The following is a 16,992-nucleotide window of genomic DNA, read 5'->3' as shown; positions in this document are numbered from 1 at the left end:
GCTCTCCCGACTGCCTGACCCCACACTCGAAAAAATTAAGGAAACATCATGCCATTCGCCAACATCAAGCTACCGCAAACGGCCCTATCCAAGGCGCAGAAGGAAGATCTCATCCATCGAACCACGCAGATGTTCGTCGACTTTTTCGGCGAGGGTGTGCGCCCCTACACGATGGTGCTGGTCGAGGAGGTTGCCGATGGCGGCTATGGCCGGGCCGATGAAGTGTTCATCGTGCCCGAAGTTTTTCGCGCGAAGGAATAGTGCCGGGCCGCCTCCTCTCCCGACTCCGTGAGGCGAGGAACTCCAGTCTAGCAAAGTTTGCGCCAGAACCCCACCCGGACCTCTCCACAAGGGGGAGGTAGGGAGCCCAGCTTTTCCGCATTTCCAAAAAAGCCGCTGTTCGGCGGGCGGGCAGGGCGCCTTCCTCACCCTCCCGTTGTGGGGAGGGTCGATGCGAAGCAGCGGGTGGGGGTCTGCGCGGGGCTGCTTGGGTTTGCAAGCGCAGCCCTTCTACCTCAATCGCCCTTCGTCGCACCAATCCAATCGGCCGCCACTTCGGCAAACAGCCAGTCGCGGAACGCCCTGATCTTCTTCTGGCGCAGCGCGCCGTCACGGTAGACGACGTAGTAGCGCGAGGCGGATTTCAGCGCGAGGTCGAAGGGACGAACCAGCCGCCCCGCGGCAAGGTCGGCCGAGACCAGCGCGCTTCGGCCGAGCAACACGCCTTCGCCATGCACCGCGGCCTCGACGGCGAAGGTGGCGGAATCGAAGCGCACGCCGCGCTTCGGATCGACATCTACCACGCCGGCATGTTGCAGCCATGTCGCCCAGTCGATGCGAAAGGCGTCATGGATCAGCTTGTGATGCCTGAGATCCCCGGGCAGGCGCAGCGGATGTTCGCCTTGCAGCAGTTCCGGGCTGCAGACGGGGAAGACCTCTTCATCGGCGAGAAATTCCGCCGTCACCCCGGCATAGCCGCCCTTGCCGTAGCGGATGGCGATGTCGATGCCGTCGCTGACGAAATCGGAAAGCAGGCCAGAGGTCGACAGCCGCACGTCGATATCGGCATTGGCACGGTGGAAGCGATGCAGCCTCGGCACCAGCCAGCGGCCTGCAAATCCGTCCGATGTGCTGACATTCAGGATTCCTGTCGTGCGGTCGGGCGTGGCGGCGATGGTGGCGGCGGCGATCTGGTCCAGCGCCGTCCTGACTTCCGATGCATAGGCCGCGCCCACCGACGTCAGGCGCACGGACCGTGTTCCCCGATCGAAAAGCTGGATGCCCAGCCTGTCCTCGATGTTGCGGATAGCGCGGCTGACCGCGCCATGGGTGACGTTGAGCTCACCCGCCGCCTTCGAAAAACTCAGGTGCCTGGCGGCGGCCTCGAAGGCGGGCAGGGCGGTGAGGGGCGGCAATCTGCGCGGCATGATCCACCTGTGAGTGTTGCTCACAAATCCTGCACAAAGAGTCGTTTGTCGTCCAGCCCGGAAATGTCCAATCTATAACCGTAGCGGCGCATCCAGATCGGGTTTCCCATCTCGCCGCTGGACTGAACGACCAGAAATAAGTGTGAGCAATCATCATGCTCGTCCCTCTGCGGACGGCGTCGGCACGCTTGCGCTTGGGGCAAACACAGGAGACGAACAATGAACCCGACCCTCGAATACATCAGCGCCGCGTTGAGCGGTCTTGCACTTAGAACCTCGGCAGTCGTTGAGTGCCGGCGCACGCTGCGCCGGGTTGCGCGCTTCTCGGATCACCGCCTGCACGACATCGGCTTGGAGCGCGACTGGGACGGTTCCCTCCTGCGCAATGGGAGGTCGATATGACCAGCACCCTGATCATCGGCGCGACAGGGCTTCTCGGTGGCGAGATGGCGCAGGCCAGCGCCCGCAACGGCGATCGCCTGCACGTTCTGGTTCGTCCGGCAACGGCCGGCAATGATGAGCGGCTGCGCCCGCTGAAGGAGCTCGGCGCCAAATTCCATGTCGGCGATCTCGACGACTATGACAGCCTTGTCCGCGCCGCCGGTGCGGTGGACCGCGTCATCTCCTCAGTGCATGTGCATTCGGCCAGCGAGATGACGCTGGTGCGCGCGCTGAGCGATGCCGGTGTCTCCCGCTACGTGCCTTCCGCCGGCTTCGGCCTCGACTTTGCCGCCGCCGCACCGGGCTCGATCCCGCCGCTCGACCTCAAGCGAGCCGTGTTCGACGCGATCAAGGAGGCCGATCTGCCCTATACGGTGATCTACACCAACGGCTTCTTTTCGACCTGGGTGGCGACGCTGGGCGATCTGATGCGCTTCGGCTCGTCGCCTTTGCCTCCCGAAGAGGTGACGCTTTATGGCAGCGGCAATGTGCCGGCGACGTTTGTCAGCGAAAAGGACATCGCCACGGTCACCATGCGTGCGCTGAACGACCCCAATGCTGTCCGCAGCGAAATCCGGATCGCCCAGAACAAGATCACCCAGAACGAAATGATCGATCTGTGGTGCCGGGCGAGCGGCCGCTCGCCGCGCATCGTGCCCCACAGTGCGGCGGAGTTGGAGGCGAAGATCGCATCAGCCCCCTGGCTCGGACTGCTGCGAGCGTTCTGGATACGCGGCGAGACCGCGCTCGAGACGGCCACGCCGGAAGCCGGCGCGCTCTATCCGGAGCTGACGTTCGAGACCATCGAGAGCGCCTATGTGGCAATGGCGGACGCCGAGCGCCAACAGTGGCGGGGCTGAGGAGGCATGGTGCCCGCCCGAGGCGGCCTACTTACCGGCCATGTGATCGGCAAGCGCCTGGGCCTGGGCGAGAAGCGCTGGGAAGACCGGCTCGCTCGGCAGGTGCTGGCCCATGCAGGCGCGGTAGTCGGCGTCTCCCTTTTCCCAGGCGACGTTGGCGGCGTCATACGCCGTTTCGTCCTTGAGGTCCGAGGCCTGGTAGGCCTCCTGGAATTTCTGGGCGGCGGCGTCCGCCGAGACCCATACGGCGTCGCAGGCCGCGATCTTCGGCATGGGCGCTGCCGCGGGCGCAGCGGCAATCATGACGCTGTTGCCCTTGACGATGGTGACGATGACCTGCTGGTCGGGGTTCGGCCCTATGTCCTGCGCCCAGCCGCCGAGCCTTGCAAAGGCGATGTCGGCGCCTTCGGGCTTCTTCAGGGACAAGTCGAGCGTCCCGGTGAACGCGGCGTCGCTGTTGATCGCCTGGGTGTAGAAGGCATCGAGCTTCAGCGCCGCATCGATGTCGGCGGGCAGTCTGAAGTCTTCGTCGAGTTCGGCTGCCCTGGATTGGAGCCAGCGCTCGAGCAACCCTCGCGTCGTTGCCACGAGGCTCGGGCCGTCATTACTTTTGGCGTATCGCAAACCGTCGAGCATGCCGAATCCGATATCGGCATCGCTCAGGCTTCCGAGATTGATCGTGCCGTTTGCCGGGAAATCGGCAACCGACAAGGGGCCGAGAATGGTGGACAGACGCCCTTCGAGATCGGCCAGGGCCTTCGCCCCGGTGGCATCGAGCGTTTCCACGGGTTCGTTCGCGCTTGCCAGTGCCGCGATGGCGGAAATCGCCTTGTCGCGCGTGGCGATATAGTCGTCCTCCGGCGAGGCTGCGAAAACCGCACCGGTCATGAGTGCGAAGATGATGGTCCAGACCAGCCGCATGACATACCCCCCGGTGGTGATCCATAAGCCGGGAGCCATCGGGCAGCTTTGCGGCAATTGCGCGGCAGTGACCGTAAGGGATGCGATCGGCCCATTAACCATCGCTTAACTATCCGGTCGTCTTTGAATCAAATTTAGCGGATAGTGTTTTTGGCCGAACGAGGCGGTCGAGGGGACCTGGAAAGACAGAAATTGGCAGCTTGGCGTGCCGCTTTCGGTCGTGCGCGGCAGTCTGGACTCAAAAAAGAAGCGACGGACCACCGTCGCCTTGTGGGGAGGCGCCACCATCATTTTTGATGAGGAGCGCCAGAATGAAGATCGAAGACGCAGTTACGGCAGTGACAGCCGAGGCCAACGCGCTGCTATCTTGCCTCGGCCAGCCCGTCGTCGCCTACCACGTCACGGCAATCATGCGAGAGGCAGACCTGGAACACGCCAGGCAGATGCAGCTTGCCTTGATGCGACGAAGCATGGAGGCGCTCGTCGATGACGGCCTCGAGAATGTGGCCGCCGAACATTTTGTTTCACAGTTCCATGGTCGCGTTGGTTTGACCTGGAGGCTGCTCCACGCTTCGGATGGCGTGGCGCATTGAAGGGATGGCTTACGAAGCGACCAGGTCATAGGGATGCGGCTTGAGTCACGCCTTTTGCTTGGTCAGCCGCTCTAGCGCATCCACGATCAGGTCACAAAACTTCGGGTGGTCGAGCTTCATCGCCACGGTGTGGCGAAAGTCGGTCTGCTCGCTCGCCGTGCCGCCGAAATGGTGCATGCCACCCATCTTCTCGAAATTGCAGACCGTCATGCCCTTGGTCCACCGGCCGGCAAGCTCGACGCGGATGTCGGCCTTCTCGGTGGTGAAGACGGTCGGGTCGATCATGGCTGCGACGCAGCATGCGTCATGGACGGCGGGATACTCGATCTGCAGCAGGCCGCCATGCGTGGTCGCGATGAATTCCCAGATATCGAGGATGAACTTGGCCATCGGGCCGCCGACGGCGCGCACCCGGTCCTGAAGCTCTTTGGTGGCGAGCGCCTGATGGGTGAGGTCGAGGCCCACCATGGTGACGTCCCAGTTGGCCCGGAACACGACGTCCGCGGCTTCCGGGTCGCCATAGACATTGAACTCCGCCCCGGGCGTGATGTTACCCCTTGTATAGCTCCCGCCCATCGCGACGACCCGCTTCACCCGCTCGACGATGCGAGGATCCTTGCGCACGGCAAGCGCGATGTTGGTGTAGGGACCGACCGGCACCAGGGTGACCGTCTTCGGCTCATGCGCCATCACCGTGTCGATGATGAAGTCGACGGCATGGCGCTTGTCGATCCCGAACGAGGCGGGCGGCAGCACGGGGCCGTCGAGCCCGGTTTCGCCGTGGATCTCGATGGCCAGCACCTGGTCGATGAGGAGCGGGCCGGGAGAGCCCTTCGCCACCGGCACCTTGATGCCATAGGCGGTGCATACCGAAAGCGCATTGCGCGTGGTGTTCTCGACATTGTGGTTGCCCGAAACCGTAGTGATGCCTAGGAGATCGATGTTCGGGTTGCCTGCCGCCAGCAGGATGGCGATGGCGTCATCATGTCCAGGGTCGCAGTCCAGGATAATCTTTTCCATGGTGGCACCCTCCCTTGTCGGCCGAATCTGTTGCAACAAGAGGCTGCCGTACCCGCGCCGTCAAGGTTGCGGTCCAGAGCCACTCGGCCCCTGCTTACCCCTTCCGCTTCTCCACCTCGGCCTTCCTCAACAGGAACCGCTGGATCTTGCCGCTTGGTGTCTTCGGCAACTCGCTGACGAACTCGACCTCGCGCGGATAGGCGTGGGCCGAGAGGCGCTTGCGGACATGCTGCGCCAATTCCTCGGCCAGTTCCGGGCTGCCGCTGTACGAAGGCGCCAGGATGACGAAGGCCTTGACGATCTCGGTGCGCTGCGGGTCGGGCACACCGACCACCGCTGCCTCGTTGACCGCCGGATGCTCGATCAGCGCGCTTTCGACGTCGAAAGGGTCGATGCGGTATCCAGCGGAGGTGATGACGTCGTCGGCGCGGCCGATGAAGGAGATCGACCCATCGGGCTCGAACTCGACCGTGTCGCCGGTGCGGTAATAGCCGCCTGCTATGGCCGGCGTCTCCGTCTGGTGATAGCCGCCGAACCAGCGCAGCGGCGAGTTGGCGATGTCGACGGCGAGGATGCCGGGCTGGTTGGGGTCAAGCTCGTGGCCGGCCTCGTCGAGCACGACGATGCGGTAGCCCGGCATGGCAAAGCCGGCCGAGCCGTGGCGCACGGGATGCGACAGGCCGTGATGGTTGTTGACCATCATGCCGTTCTCGGTCTGGCCGTAATGGTCATGGATGGGGGCGGCGAGATGGGCGTCGAACCAGCGGATCACTTCCGGGTTGAGCGGCTCGCCGGCGCTGCTGACCACGCGCAGGCGGCCCTTGACGCGGGCGGCTGCCTCCGCGCCTTCGGCCAGTAGCAGGCGGAAGGCGGTGGGCGAGCCGGCGAGGCTGGTGACGCCGAGGCGCTCGATGATGTCGTAGGTGCTTTTGGCGGTGAAGGCGGCCTCGTTGAAGGTCGTGGCGATGCCAAGCAGCAGGGGCCCTGTGATGGCGTAGTAGAGGCCGTAGGCCCAGCCGGGATCGGCGATGTTCCAGAAGACGTCGTCGGGCCGCAGCCCGATGGCATCGCGCATATAGGCGCCGAAGGCCATCAGCGCGCTGAGAGGCACCGGCACGCCCTTCGGGAAACCGGTCGTGCCCGAGGTCGACATCATCATGAACAAATCGTCGCCCTTGCGCATCACCGGCTGGCATTCGGGCGAGGCGGCGCCAAAAGCGGCGCGGAAATCGATGTCGCCGGCCGGCAAGGCTTCGCCGGGGACAAGGATCGTCGCAACCAGAGGGCAATCTTCCACCTCGTCGAGCTTGCCACGATTGGCTGTGTTGGTGACGACCAGCTTCGCACCGATGGTCTTCAGCCGGTGCTCGATGGCCTTCGGGCCGAAGGCGGTGAACAGCGGCTGGTAGACCGCGCCGATGCGCCAGGTGCCGAGGATGAGCACCACCAGTTCGGGAATGCGCGGCAGCATGCCGGCGACGACGTCGCCGGGGCCGACGCCTGCCGCTTTCAGTACATTGGCGACCCGCGCGGACATCTCCTTGAGGTCGTCGAAGCTGAATTCCCGCAGCTCGCCACCGGTGGAGATGGCGCGCAGCGCCAGCCGGTTCTGCCCGGTGTGGCGATCGCAGCATTCGATGCAGGCGTTGATACCCGTCGCGGGATCGCCCTGAAGTCTTGCGATCTCATCCGAGAGGCGAAAGCGCGCAACGGCATCGGTGTGGCGCGGCAGCGGCGCCGGTGTGTTGGTCATGACAGTCCTCCCTGGCGGCGCCGCATCTCCCCATTCGGCGCTGTCTGTGAGAGCTTGCCCGAAATTGTTGGCGTGGTCGATGCGGCGAAAGTTGGTGGGGCAGAGGGGGCGCGAGACGGATCGCGGCGCTGACGATCTGCGTGGTTGACCTAGTCTGTCATCCAGCGGATAGGTCCGGCCCAAATATACCCGCCCGAGAAACTCCGATGACTTCAGACACCAAACTCCACGCCGCACCCACCGCCGGCCCCGACGCCGCCTGGCAGGCTGATGTCCGCGCCGGCGTGCGCCACGTCCGCGATCTAGCGTCCCTGCCGCTGTCCCCAGCCGAGCGCGCAGCCGCCCAGGCCGCGGCGGCGAACCACAAGGTGCGCGCGCCCAAAGCCTATCTCGATCTGATCGACTGGAACGACCCGGCCGATCCGATCCGGGCGCAGGTCATCCCCTCTCCGCACGAACTGGAGGAGGTGGAAGGCGAACTCGACGATCCGATCGCCGACCATGACTTCAGCCCGGTGCCGCGATTGACGCATCGCCATGCCGACCGGGTGCTGTTGTTCCCGACCTATCAATGCGCGGTCTATTGCCGGTTCTGCTTTCGCAAGGAGTCGCTGACCGCGATCGGCAGGGGTTATACGCGCGAGGCGCTGGAGCCGGCGCTGGCCTATATCGCGGATCACCCCGAAATCCGTGAGGTGATCCTGACCGGCGGCGATCCACTCTCGCTGCCCGACAAGGCACTGGCCGAAATCTTCGCGCGCATCGAAGCCATCGCGCATGTGCGGCTGCTGCGCATCCACACGCGCGTGCCGGTGGCGCTGCCGTCGCGCATCACGCCGGGGCTGGTTGCCGCCCTGCAGGGCCGGCTGATGGTCACTGTCGTCACCCATTTCAATCATGCGCGCGAGATCACCGACGCAACCGAGGTGGCTTGCCGCACACTGCGCCAGGCCGGTTTCGTGCTGCTCAACCAGAGCGTTCTGCTCAAGGGCGTCAATGACAGCGTCGAGGCGCTGGAGGAGCTCTGCCGCGAGCTGATGTACCGCCTCGGCGTCAAACCCTACTACCTGCACCATGGCGACCTCGCGCGCGGCATGGCGCACCGGCGCACGACGATTGCGCAGGGACAGGCGTTGACTGAAGCGCTGCGGGCGCGGCTGTCGGGCATCTGCAACCCCGTCTATGTGCTCGACCTGCCGCAAGGCGGCGGCAAGGTGCCGATCGGGCCTTGCCATGTCGAGGGACGGGACGGCGAGAACTGGCGGCTGCGCGGGCTGGATGGCGAGGTGAGGGGATATACGGAGATTGTTGGCGAGTAGCTCTAGCGCCCATCTCCATCGACAAATGCCAGCACAACCACGCGCGGGGCAACGCAGGAGGCGAGGCTGGCCTTGCGGCCCGTCTTCGTCGTCGCGCGGCCTGCGTTCAGGTCGATGGTGATGTCCTCATAGCCCAGCACCTGGCGATCGAGCGGATAGACGGCCTTGTAGACGGCTTCCTTGGCGGCAAAGAGGATGCGGCCGGCAAGATGCCGGTCGGCTGCGTCCGTGCGGTCCGCAGGTGTCGTCACGAGCGCCAAGATGTCATCCGGGAGAGGCCGCGCGGGCTCGACGTCGATGCCGAGCGAGGCGATGTCGCCGATCGGTGCAATCGCCGCCACGGCCATGTCGTCGTCGTGCGCGAGCGAACCCATTATTCCGTCGGGCCAGACCGGCGCGCCCGTTGGCGTGCGCAGGATGGCGACGTCGCCGACGCCAAGCTCCGCCAGCAGTCCGTGCGCGATCCACCGGGCCGCGCCGCTGGCGCGCCGCATGCCAGGCTGACGCGCGGGAATGGAATGCGCTTCCCCAGGCAGCAGATGGGCGTCGTCGCCGTCGCGGATCATCCGGCATCCGATCCGGATTCCCGATGGTGCGATGTCGGCGATCGCTTCGGCCAAGGCGATTTCCTCGGGCAGCCGCATCATGGCTTGTGCGCCCTGACCGGCAAAGCGAGATCGGCTATCATCTCTCCGTCCTCGTCGAGCCCTTCTTCGACGAAACCGGCGCTGCGATAGAGGTTTCGCGCCGCATCATTCTCCGGTTCGTAGCAGATCGAGACGTGGCTGATGTGGCTGAGCCCCTGGATTTCGTCCAGCACTTCACGCAGCGCGGCCTTGCCATAGCCTTTGCCTTGAAAAGCGCGGTCGATCATGAAGCGATAGATGCGTGCCTCGTCGTCATCCGGTGGAGCCTCGTACATCAGGAAGCCGACGACACGATCGCCTGCCATGACGACGCGTGGCCGTGCGTCTTCGTCAGTCCCGGCTTCTTCCAGCGAGTCCGCATTGCCGGCGACGAAATCCCTCTGCTCTGGGGCGAGTTCCAGGGCCGTGACCAGGGCACGGTTGGCCTCGGTCACGGCAACGAGACGGATGTCTCCGGTGTTCAAGCCGATGCCCTTCTTCAAGCCGATGCACTTCTTCAAGCCGATGCCCTGGCCGATACCTTTGAGCCATCGTCGGTGATCGGCTCGACGAAGCGGTGCAGCTTGGCCGGGTTGCCACGCCATATGGAGTTGGGCTCCAGCTCTTCGCCCTTCATGACGAAGGAGTCGACATCGACCACCGAGCCTTCGCCCATCACGACGCCGTAGTGGACAAAGGCTGAAGGTCCGAGCGTGCAGCCCTTGCCGATGCGGATGAAGTCGGACTTGAAGGCACCTTCCTCCAGCGAATGGGCCTGGATGACGCAGCCCTCGTTGAGGGTGGCATCGTCGCCGATCTCCACCAGCGAGCGTTCGGTCAGATTGCTGCCGCCGTCATAGACACGGCTGCCGACCTTGACGCCCAGCAGGCGCAGGATCATCGGCCGGAACGGCGTGCCGGCGAACAGGCGCACGATCGGCGAGTCCGCCAGCTTCCAGTGGCGCTCGTGGCGCCAGAACGCGACATCGTAGATCGTCGTCATCTGCGGCTTCAACCTGCCGAAACCAAGGCTTGCCCGCTCGACCAGGATGTAGAACGGAATGGTGATCGCCGAGGTCAAAAGCACAGCGACGAACAGTGCGACCTCCGCCCATTCGGTATAGTAGTTCAGCGCCCGGTCCCAGATCGCCAGCGTGGCGAACAGCATCACCCATTGCGTTGCCACGAACAGCACGATCGTCACCAGATTGTGGCGGTTCTTCAACGGGATGCGCCGGCGCCGGTCGTCCTCGTCGACGCCCGCGATGAGTTCCTTGTCGCGGTTCACCATGCGCGGGATTTCAAAGGCCGGCGAACCCAGAAGCCCGACATTCTCGCGCAACGGCCCGTCGATGGGGATCATCACCTTGGTCCCGAGCAGGACGTTGTCGCCGGTGCGCCCGTCCGGCGGATAGTAGATGTTGTTGCCGAGATAGTTGCGCTCGCCGATCCTCGTCGGCTCGAGCCTGAAGGCGGCGGCGGATTTGTGCATGTTGATCATGAACAGCCCGTCCGACACCATGGTTTCGGTGCCGATCTCGCACAGAAGCGGGTTTTCGTGCTGCTGGTTGGAGCCGAAATTGGAGCCGGTCTGCACCACCTTGTTGAGGTTCCAGCCGATCGCTCGCATATAGTGCACGATGGCCGAGCTGTCGCCGGCCAGCAGGCCGAGCACGCGCGAGTTGCTGGAGAATTCAGCGACGGTCTGCAGCCAATAGCGGAAGCCGTACAGCGTGTAGGTGCGGCCGGGCTTCAACAGCAGGCTGACCAGGCGCGGCACCAGGGTCGCCGCCACGAAGGCCACGGCGATGTAGCCGAACAGCGTGACCGTGGTGCCGATCGCGACGACGCCGATGGTCTCCTGGTAGTCGTCGCCGACGTTTTCCCAGTAGCTGTGGAATAGCAGTGGCAAGGGGGTGACGATGGCAAACAGCCCGATCAGCTGAACCGCTTCGAACAGGAAGCGCCGGATGTTGGACGGATCGACATTGCGCACCTTGCAATAGTCGGCCGTGGTCGGCACGGCCGGCGATCCATGCCAGCGTTCGCCGTCGGGGATGCTTTGGCCGCGGTGCAGCGAGGACGAATGGCCGAGCTGCGCGCCGTCGCCGATCCTGGTGTCGATGTCGAGCGTGGAGCCCACGCCGACGAAGGCATCGCGGCCGATGGTCAGCGGTCCGGTGTGGATATAGCCGGACTGCGCCCGGAAGCCGAGGATCATCGATTCCTTGCGCAGGATGGTGTTGGCGCCAATCGAGATGAGATCCGTGCAGACGGGCACGGATTTCGATTCGATGACGGCGTTCTTGCCGAGCCTGGTGCCGAGAAGCTGCAGGTAGATGCTGTAGAGCGGGCTGCCGCGGAACAGCACGACGGGCGCGGTGCGGATCAACGTCTTGACCACCCAGAAGCGGAAGTAGCGCACGCCCCAGATGGGAAAAGCCTCGGCCTTCCAGCGGCCGATGAGCACCCATTTGGCGATGACGGCAAAGCCCGACATGCCGAAGAACACGGCAGCCGAAAGCCCCACGCAGCGCAGGTACAGCTGCAGCGGATCGTCGAGCGCGTCATACATCCAGTTGAGGCCGCCATTGATCGCCCACAGGGCGCTGTAGCTGTAGAGCGCGTAGAACAGCAGTTGCGCGGCGCCGCAGGTCCAGTAGGCGAAGTTCGAGGCCCGGCGGGTGAGGACGGGCTCGTTGGTGGCCGTCGTCATCTCGTCCGCCACGCCCAGATGGAGCGCGAGCCGCGCCACGGTCGGATGCAGGTAGATGTCGCGCATCGACGCCGTTGCCCATTCCTTCCTGGTGCGCAGGCGCGCGCAGAAATGCGCCATCAGCAGCGAGTTGGCGCCGAGATCGTCGAAGAAATTGTCCTCGACGGACACTTCGTCGAATTTCAGCACCGCGGCCAATGCTTCGGCCAGGAAACGCTCGTCGTCATTGCCGGGCGCGACCATGGCGCGATCGCCCGAAAGCCGCACACTTGTTGGCTTCGGCAGCTGGCGCAAATCCACCTTGTTGGAAACGGTCATCGGGATGGCCGGCAGTTCCTCGAGATAGGAGGGCACCATGTAATCGGGCAGGCGCCGCTTCATCGTCCTGGCGAGGTCAGCTCGTGAGATCGCCGGCTGGCCGGCCTTCGCGGCGTAATAGGCGACGAGTTCGACGCGGCCTGGCTCGATCTCCCAGGTGGTGACGGCGGCTTGCGCGATTTCGGGCTGGTCGAGCAGCACCGCCTCGATCTCGCCGAGCTCGATGCGGTAGCCGCGGATCTTCACCTGGGTGTCGATGCGGCCGGCATATTCGATCTCGCTTTGGTCGTTGATGCGGCCAAGGTCACCCGTCCGGTAGATGCGCTTCGACGGGTTGTTCGGCAGGCCGACGAAATCGGCGATGAATTTCTGTTCGGTCAGGTCGGGCCTGTTGAGATAGCCGACCGCGAGGCCGATGCCGGCAATGCCGATCTCGCCCAGTTCGCCGGGCTCGGCAAGCTGCGGCAGCGAAGCGTCGAGAATGACGATCGAGTAGGTCGGCAGCGGCGCGCCGATGGTGACGGGACTGTCCGGCGTCAGCGCGCCCATTGTGGCGGTGACGGTCGCCTCGGTCGGGCCATAGGTGTTGAGGATCTGCCGCCCCGGCTTCGACCAGCGCACCACTAGATTGTGCGGGCAGGCCTCGCCGCCGACCAGAAGCGTGCGCAGGCTGGGCACATCCGATGTCATCGACGACAGCAGCGTCGGGCTGCAGGCGATGCAGGTGATGTCATGGAGCCGCAGGAAATCGGCCAGTTCCTCGCCCACCAGCGGCATCTGGCCCGGTGCCGGCACCACCGTCGCGCCGGCGACGAACGGCACCCAGATCTCCTCGGAGGAAAAGTCGAAGGCGATGGTCATGCCCTGATAGACGCGGTCGCCCGGCCGGTAGCCGTAGGAGGCGGCGGCGACGCGGATGAAATTGACGAAACTCTGGTGCTTGATGACGACGCCCTTGGGCTTGCCTGTGGTGCCCGAGGTGTAGAGGATGTAGCAGGTGTCGTCTGACAAAGCGGCCTTCGCATTCGGCTTCAGCGGCGCGCCGGATAGTCTGGAGATTTCGGCGGCAGCGCTGTCGATCAGCAGATGCGGAACCGGCAGCTGACCGGCGCGCGACGCATAGGCGGCGATGGTGACGATCAGGCTGACGCCGGCGTCCTCGATGATGAGCGCCATCCGCTCCTCGGGGAACGCGGTGGCCAGCGGCACGAAGGCAGCGCCTGCCTTCATCACGGCGAGCAGCGCGACGTAGGTCTCCGCCGAGCGGTCGAGGATGAGCCCGACGCGGTCGCCCGGCCGCACGCCGCGCTTGACCAGCAGACGGGCGAACTGGTTGGCCCGGCTGTCCAGTTCACGATAGGTCCAGACGCGCCCGTCCGAGATCACCGCCGGCAGCGCTGCAAACATTTCGGCGAGCTGTTCGAAGACGGTGTCGAGCCGCTCACCGGGCAGGCCTTGCCGGGCAAAGTCGGCGCCCGTCAGGATTTGCCCGCGCCTGGCTGTCGCGGGGGCCGTTCTTACCAGCGCATCGAACCCTGCGAGGCCGCTTTCCTGCCCCGATCGTTCCGCGTCCAGTTCGGCGATATCGACACCGTGATCCATTCCCATACTTTCCCGTCCAGGCCGGGCATTGCCCGGCATGGCCATTTTTCCAGTTGTTGCGGGATGCTTATGCCATCCGATCTTTTCGCCAGTTTTTCCGAACTGTTGAATATTGTTTCTGAACTGTGTCTGGGCGCTCTTTTGAGCCTCCCTTGGCGCCTCTTGCCGGGCGCGCTCGGCGCGTGCACCCGGCGTTTTTCTGGAACCAGCCTTGCGGCCCTGCATTCTATGAGCAGGGACTTAAGGAGCGTGACGTGAAAGCGGTTTTGGGATTGGTCTGCGGCTTCGTGCTGACTCTTGCGGTCTTCGGCAGCGGGCTGGGCTTCGCCGCCTGGCTGCTTGCCGCAAAGCCGCCGCACCAGGCAACGGCCACCGTCAACGTGGCGGAGCTGTGGACCAAAAAAGCGCTGCCGGTGAACAAAGCGGGGCAAGGCCTCGAGCGCCTGCCGGCCGCCCAGCCCGCGCCGCCCGACATCCCCGCCAAACCGCGGGAAACACCGCCCGACCCGACGGTCACCGGCGCCATCGCGCCCGAGGCGACCGAATTGCCGCCTCCGCATCTCGCCTGGTGCGCCAGCCGCTATCGCTCCTACCATCCGGACGACAACAGCTATCTCTCCTACAGCGGACAGCTGCGCCGCTGCATCTCGCCCTATCTCGAAGCCGCCGGTCAGGCGGCCCAGCTCACCGCCGGCGATGGCGACGAAAACGGCGCTGGCCTGGGCGTCTACGCTGCCGACGATGGCGGCGCAGCGCTTTCGGCCGACCATGTCGATTCCTGCTTCAGCCGCTACCGCTCCTACCGCCCGGAAGACAACTCCTACCAGCCATACTCCGGCGGGCCGAGACGGCAATGCCAATAGAGCCCGCGCGCCGCACAATCCGATCACGCGGATTTTCCGGAGCGTTCGCATTGGCGCGGCGTTCAGCCTTGACCCGAAGGAGGACTGACCATGAGCGACGACCGGGACGACAGAATTCGTGAGCGCGCCTACCAGATCTGGGAACGGGAAGGCCGCATGCAAGGCGATCCCGAACGGCACTGGCACCAGGCCGAGGCCGAGATCGACCGCGAGGCGGCCCTGCCGCTGACGGCGGACGATGCGCTGCCCGAAACCGGCGAGATCGCCAGCACCGACGTGCTGGAGGTCGAGGCGCTGGCGGTGCGCACCGGCATATCGGGCGACGAGGCAGAGGCGCTGATCGAGCGCCTGGGCAACGACCGCGCCGCGGTGGAGCAAGCCGCCCGCAGGCTCAAGGCCAAAAGGCGGCGAAACCCCGATGAGGGACTGGCGAAATGATCGAAAGCTGAAGGACGGAAATAACGGCTCCCTTCACTCAAAGAACGACGAAAACGGCGACGCCTCATCGCCTTCGGCGTGATCTCTTCGGCTCTGTCGCCAATCTTTTTCGCCATCGCCAGAGCCTTAGGCTTGGTCGTGAGCACGGCCCGCCAATGCGGGTTCTCGAAAACGCTCAGGTTGCGACGGGGCTGGTCGGTCATCACTTGCGCTGGACGCGAAAGCGAAAGCCCGCGCCTCTGGCGGAGGACGCGGGCCGATCGGACGGCCGATCTTCGGCAGGCGATGGAGGGCACCACCTGCCGCGCACATCAACAATTAGCTATGACTAATGTTCCGTCAAGCTGGATCTATTTCGTTCGAATGTCGGCCTCCACTGCAATGCGCCGCCGGCTGGGAATGCATGTGTCCGGCGGGCAGCTTGTGTCGATGTCGATAGGAATTTTTTCTTGACCTGTGAGGGCAGCTATGCTACATTTCTGGCTATGGTGCTGATTTGCGCCAGTGACCCGCCGCACAGACGGGTTTTGCGTTTTGGCCCCGCGCCCATTTTCAACGTCGCGAGAAAAACGCCGGCACCAAAGCTCGCGCGATCACGCAAATTCTGGATCATTCGGATTGGAACGGCGTTCATCCCTGACGCAACCGGAGGAATGATCATAGGCGGCGAACGGCGGTGATCGACAGGCTGAGCCGCGCGGCCCTCAAGGCCTTGATCAGGACCAATCCTAGCCAGGGAGAGCGAGATGATCCGGAAACTCAAGGACGGCAAATACCGGCTGTATTCGCGCAAGAAGGACGAGAAGACCGGGAAAAGGCGCAACCTCGGAACGTTCGACACGCGCGAGGCGGCGGAGAAGCACGAGAAGGAGGTGCAGTATTTCAAGCGGCATTGAGGGGGCCGCTGACCGTCGCGATGGACTCACCAAACGCCAATACGACCGGCGCTGAACACAGCCGTCACCCGCAAGATCTCTACGCCACGCGTGGTTGAGCTGGCCTGACCACGGTGGCGAGGACGATGCCGGCGACGATGAAGGCCGCACCGACCAGGTCGTAGTCATGCAAGCCCTCGCCGAGCAGCAGATAGGCGAGCATGGCCACGAACACCGTCTGCAGGTAGAGCAGCATGCTCGCCCGGCTCGCGCCGAGCGTTTCCACGCTTTGGTTGTAGAGATAGTACATCAGGGCGCCGCCGGGGCCGGCCAGATAGGCGAGCGCGAGAAGGCTGTCGACGTCCATGGCGGAGCGTTCGTCGTTGAACAATTCCCACACATGGAAAGGCAAGGCGACCAGCGCACCGGCGCCGAGCAGCAGCACGACCATCGGCAGGAGTTCGATGCCGAATTTGGCACGGCGCAAAAGCACGGTGTAGAGGCCCCAGCAGAACGCGCTGCCGACGATCCACAGCTCGCCTGCGTTGAGCTTGAGTTGCAACAGCGCCGTCAGGTTGCCGTGGGCAACGATTAAAATCATCCCGGCAAGCGCAACCAGCGCGCCAAGCGACTTCCATAGCCCGAGCGGCTCGCCCAGCACGAAACGGGCGAGCACCATCGTCATGACAGGCGACAGCGCCATGATGATCCCGGCCGTGGTGGCGTCGGTGTGGTTGAGGCCATGGTAGATCATACCCTGGCACAGCGTGAGGCCGATCGCCCCCACGGCGACGACCTCCACGGCACGCGTTCGCAAAAGCCCGATCATCGCCTTGTGATGACGGTGCACAATCGGCAGCAGGATGGCGCAAGCAAGCGTCAGCCGCCAGAAGCAGAGGCCCCAGGGCGGCATTTCAGGCGCCACCCATTTGGCCGCGATATAGACACCAGCCGAAAGCAGCCAGCACAGGACGGCGGCCGGATAGCCGGCCAGGGAGGGGCCGGCCACGGGTTGCGCGGCTTGATGCGCTATCGGCATTGTCTGCATGTCATGCCCCCTTCGCTGACCTCGGCCGGACGGGGCAACATAACCTGTGTCGTCGGGTCGTGCATCCGTTTTGAAGGACCGAAGGGGAATGCGCGTTCGGCCGTCATCGGTCCTAACCAAGGGAGAGCGAAATGATCCCGAAACTCAAGGACGGAAGATACCGCCTTTATCC

16 protein-coding genes are annotated in these 16,992 nt (G+C 64.4%); 8 read left to right on the top strand and 8 right to left on the bottom strand.

Annotation, left to right across the window (positions count from 1 at the left end):
• Positions 1-48: 48 nt before the first annotated feature.
• Positions 49-261, top strand: coding sequence for a tautomerase family protein (locus LB558_RS23055; protein WP_224699640.1), 213 nt, complete (start codon positions 49-51; stop codon positions 259-261).
• A 254-nt stretch (positions 262-515) separates the two neighbouring features.
• On the opposite strand, the gene gcvA is transcribed toward LB558_RS23055, so the two are convergent.
• On the bottom strand, positions 516-1,427 hold the full coding sequence (gene gcvA, locus LB558_RS23050) for a transcriptional regulator GcvA (protein WP_224699639.1): 912 nt from the start codon (positions 1,425-1,427) through the stop codon (positions 516-518).
• Positions 1,428-1,646: 219 nt separating this feature from the next.
• On the opposite strand from gcvA, the gene LB558_RS23045 reads away from it, so the two are divergent.
• The gene (locus tag LB558_RS23045) at positions 1,647-1,829 is read left to right on the top strand and encodes a DUF1127 domain-containing protein (protein WP_224699638.1); all 183 of its coding nucleotides are present in this window, start codon (positions 1,647-1,649) and stop codon (positions 1,827-1,829) included.
• On the top strand, positions 1,826-2,728 hold the full coding sequence (locus tag LB558_RS23040; protein WP_224699637.1) for an NmrA family NAD(P)-binding protein: 903 nt from the start codon (positions 1,826-1,828) through the stop codon (positions 2,726-2,728). The genes LB558_RS23045 and LB558_RS23040 overlap by 4 nt, the downstream gene beginning before the upstream one ends.
• A gap of 27 nt (positions 2,729-2,755) precedes the next feature.
• On the opposite strand, the gene LB558_RS23035 is transcribed toward LB558_RS23040, so the two are convergent.
• Positions 2,756-3,649: a hypothetical protein gene (locus tag LB558_RS23035; protein WP_224699636.1), complete on the bottom strand. Its 894-nt coding sequence runs from the start codon at positions 3,647-3,649 to the stop codon at positions 2,756-2,758.
• A gap of 311 nt (positions 3,650-3,960) precedes the next feature.
• Here LB558_RS23035 and LB558_RS23030 point away from each other — a divergent pair, with 311 nt between their 5' ends.
• Complete coding sequence (locus tag LB558_RS23030) at positions 3,961-4,242, top strand: hypothetical protein (protein ID WP_224699635.1); 282 nt, start codon at positions 3,961-3,963, stop codon at positions 4,240-4,242.
• Between the two features lie 45 nt (positions 4,243-4,287).
• Here LB558_RS23030 and LB558_RS23025 read toward each other — a convergent pair whose 3' ends face one another.
• Together LB558_RS23025 and LB558_RS23020 are read right to left on the bottom strand one after the other, a co-directional pair.
• Entirely contained in the window at positions 4,288-5,262 is a 975-nt protein-coding gene (locus LB558_RS23025) for a nucleoside hydrolase (protein ID WP_224699634.1), read from the bottom strand.
• Between the two features lie 94 nt (positions 5,263-5,356).
• Positions 5,357-7,015 (bottom strand): acyl-CoA synthetase, encoded by a 1,659-nt coding sequence (locus LB558_RS23020; RefSeq protein ID WP_224699633.1) that lies wholly within the window; start codon positions 7,013-7,015, stop codon positions 5,357-5,359.
• 206 nt (positions 7,016-7,221) lie between these two features.
• On the opposite strand from LB558_RS23020, the gene LB558_RS23015 reads away from it, so the two are divergent.
• On the top strand, positions 7,222-8,334 hold the full coding sequence (locus LB558_RS23015; RefSeq protein ID WP_224699632.1) for a KamA family radical SAM protein: 1,113 nt from the start codon (positions 7,222-7,224) through the stop codon (positions 8,332-8,334).
• Positions 8,335-8,336: 2 nt separating this feature from the next.
• Here the strand turns inward: LB558_RS23015 and LB558_RS23010 are convergent, their stop codons facing one another.
• Genes LB558_RS23010 through LB558_RS23000 form a run of 3 tightly spaced genes read right to left on the bottom strand, consistent with a single transcriptional unit; the run spans position 8,337 to position 13,602 of the window.
• The gene (locus LB558_RS23010; protein WP_224699631.1) at positions 8,337-8,981 is read right to left on the bottom strand and encodes a 4'-phosphopantetheinyl transferase family protein; all 645 of its coding nucleotides are present in this window, start codon (positions 8,979-8,981) and stop codon (positions 8,337-8,339) included.
• Positions 8,978-9,463 carry a GNAT family N-acetyltransferase gene (locus LB558_RS23005; protein WP_224699718.1) on the bottom strand — a complete coding sequence of 162 codons (486 nt, stop codon included), beginning with the start codon at positions 9,461-9,463 and terminating at the stop codon, positions 8,978-8,980. The genes LB558_RS23010 and LB558_RS23005 overlap by 4 nt, the downstream gene beginning before the upstream one ends.
• 14 nt (positions 9,464-9,477) lie before the next feature.
• Entirely contained in the window at positions 9,478-13,602 is a 4,125-nt protein-coding gene (locus LB558_RS23000; RefSeq protein ID WP_224699630.1) for a Pls/PosA family non-ribosomal peptide synthetase, read from the bottom strand.
• Positions 13,603-13,850: 248 nt separating this feature from the next.
• Here LB558_RS23000 and LB558_RS22995 point away from each other — a divergent pair, with 248 nt between their 5' ends.
• The 3 genes from LB558_RS22995 to LB558_RS22985 all read left to right on the top strand — a co-directional run bounded on the left by LB558_RS22995 (position 13,851) and on the right by LB558_RS22985 (position 15,793).
• On the top strand, positions 13,851-14,459 hold the full coding sequence (locus tag LB558_RS22995; protein WP_224699629.1) for a BA14K family protein: 609 nt from the start codon (positions 13,851-13,853) through the stop codon (positions 14,457-14,459).
• A 90-nt stretch (positions 14,460-14,549) separates the two neighbouring features.
• A complete protein-coding gene (locus tag LB558_RS22990) occupies positions 14,550-14,897 on the top strand; it encodes a DUF2934 domain-containing protein (protein WP_224699628.1) in 348 nt (115 codons plus the stop codon).
• A 746-nt stretch (positions 14,898-15,643) separates the two neighbouring features.
• On the top strand, positions 15,644-15,793 hold the full coding sequence (locus tag LB558_RS22985; RefSeq protein WP_010910556.1) for a hypothetical protein: 150 nt from the start codon (positions 15,644-15,646) through the stop codon (positions 15,791-15,793).
• A 79-nt stretch (positions 15,794-15,872) separates the two neighbouring features.
• Here the strand turns inward: LB558_RS22985 and LB558_RS22980 are convergent, their stop codons facing one another.
• Positions 15,873-16,820, bottom strand: coding sequence for a DMT family transporter (locus LB558_RS22980; RefSeq protein WP_224699627.1), 948 nt, complete (start codon positions 16,818-16,820; stop codon positions 15,873-15,875).
• Positions 16,821-16,992 lie beyond the last annotated feature (172 nt).

This window comes from Mesorhizobium sp. CO1-1-8 (assembly GCF_020164875.1).
Lineage (GTDB): Bacteria > Pseudomonadota > Alphaproteobacteria > Rhizobiales > Rhizobiaceae > Mesorhizobium.
The sequence above is the reverse complement of the archived record's forward strand: the minus strand, read 5'-3'. Positions and strand labels throughout refer to the sequence as shown.

Coding starts and splice junctions, on each gene's coding strand:
- LB558_RS23055 (WP_224699640.1), top strand. CDS start 49: ATGCCATTCGCCAACATCAAGCTACCGCAAACGGCCCTATCCAAGGCG.
- gcvA (WP_224699639.1), bottom strand. CDS start 1,427: ATGCCGCGCAGATTGCCGCCCCTCACCGCCCTGCCCGCCTTCGAGGCC.
- LB558_RS23045 (WP_224699638.1), top strand. CDS start 1,647: ATGAACCCGACCCTCGAATACATCAGCGCCGCGTTGAGCGGTCTTGCA.
- LB558_RS23040 (WP_224699637.1), top strand. CDS start 1,826: ATGACCAGCACCCTGATCATCGGCGCGACAGGGCTTCTCGGTGGCGAG.
- LB558_RS23035 (WP_224699636.1), bottom strand. CDS start 3,649: ATGCGGCTGGTCTGGACCATCATCTTCGCACTCATGACCGGTGCGGTT.
- LB558_RS23030 (WP_224699635.1), top strand. CDS start 3,961: ATGAAGATCGAAGACGCAGTTACGGCAGTGACAGCCGAGGCCAACGCG.
- LB558_RS23025 (WP_224699634.1), bottom strand. CDS start 5,262: ATGGAAAAGATTATCCTGGACTGCGACCCTGGACATGATGACGCCATC.
- LB558_RS23020 (WP_224699633.1), bottom strand. CDS start 7,015: ATGACCAACACACCGGCGCCGCTGCCGCGCCACACCGATGCCGTTGCG.
- LB558_RS23015 (WP_224699632.1), top strand. CDS start 7,222: ATGACTTCAGACACCAAACTCCACGCCGCACCCACCGCCGGCCCCGAC.
- LB558_RS23010 (WP_224699631.1), bottom strand. CDS start 8,981: ATGATGCGGCTGCCCGAGGAAATCGCCTTGGCCGAAGCGATCGCCGAC.
- LB558_RS23000 (WP_224699630.1), bottom strand. CDS start 13,602: ATGGGAATGGATCACGGTGTCGATATCGCCGAACTGGACGCGGAACGA.
- LB558_RS22990 (WP_224699628.1), top strand. CDS start 14,550: ATGAGCGACGACCGGGACGACAGAATTCGTGAGCGCGCCTACCAGATC.
- LB558_RS22985 (WP_010910556.1), top strand. CDS start 15,644: ATGATCCGGAAACTCAAGGACGGCAAATACCGGCTGTATTCGCGCAAG.
- LB558_RS22980 (WP_224699627.1), bottom strand. CDS start 16,820: ATGCAGACAATGCCGATAGCGCATCAAGCCGCGCAACCCGTGGCCGGC.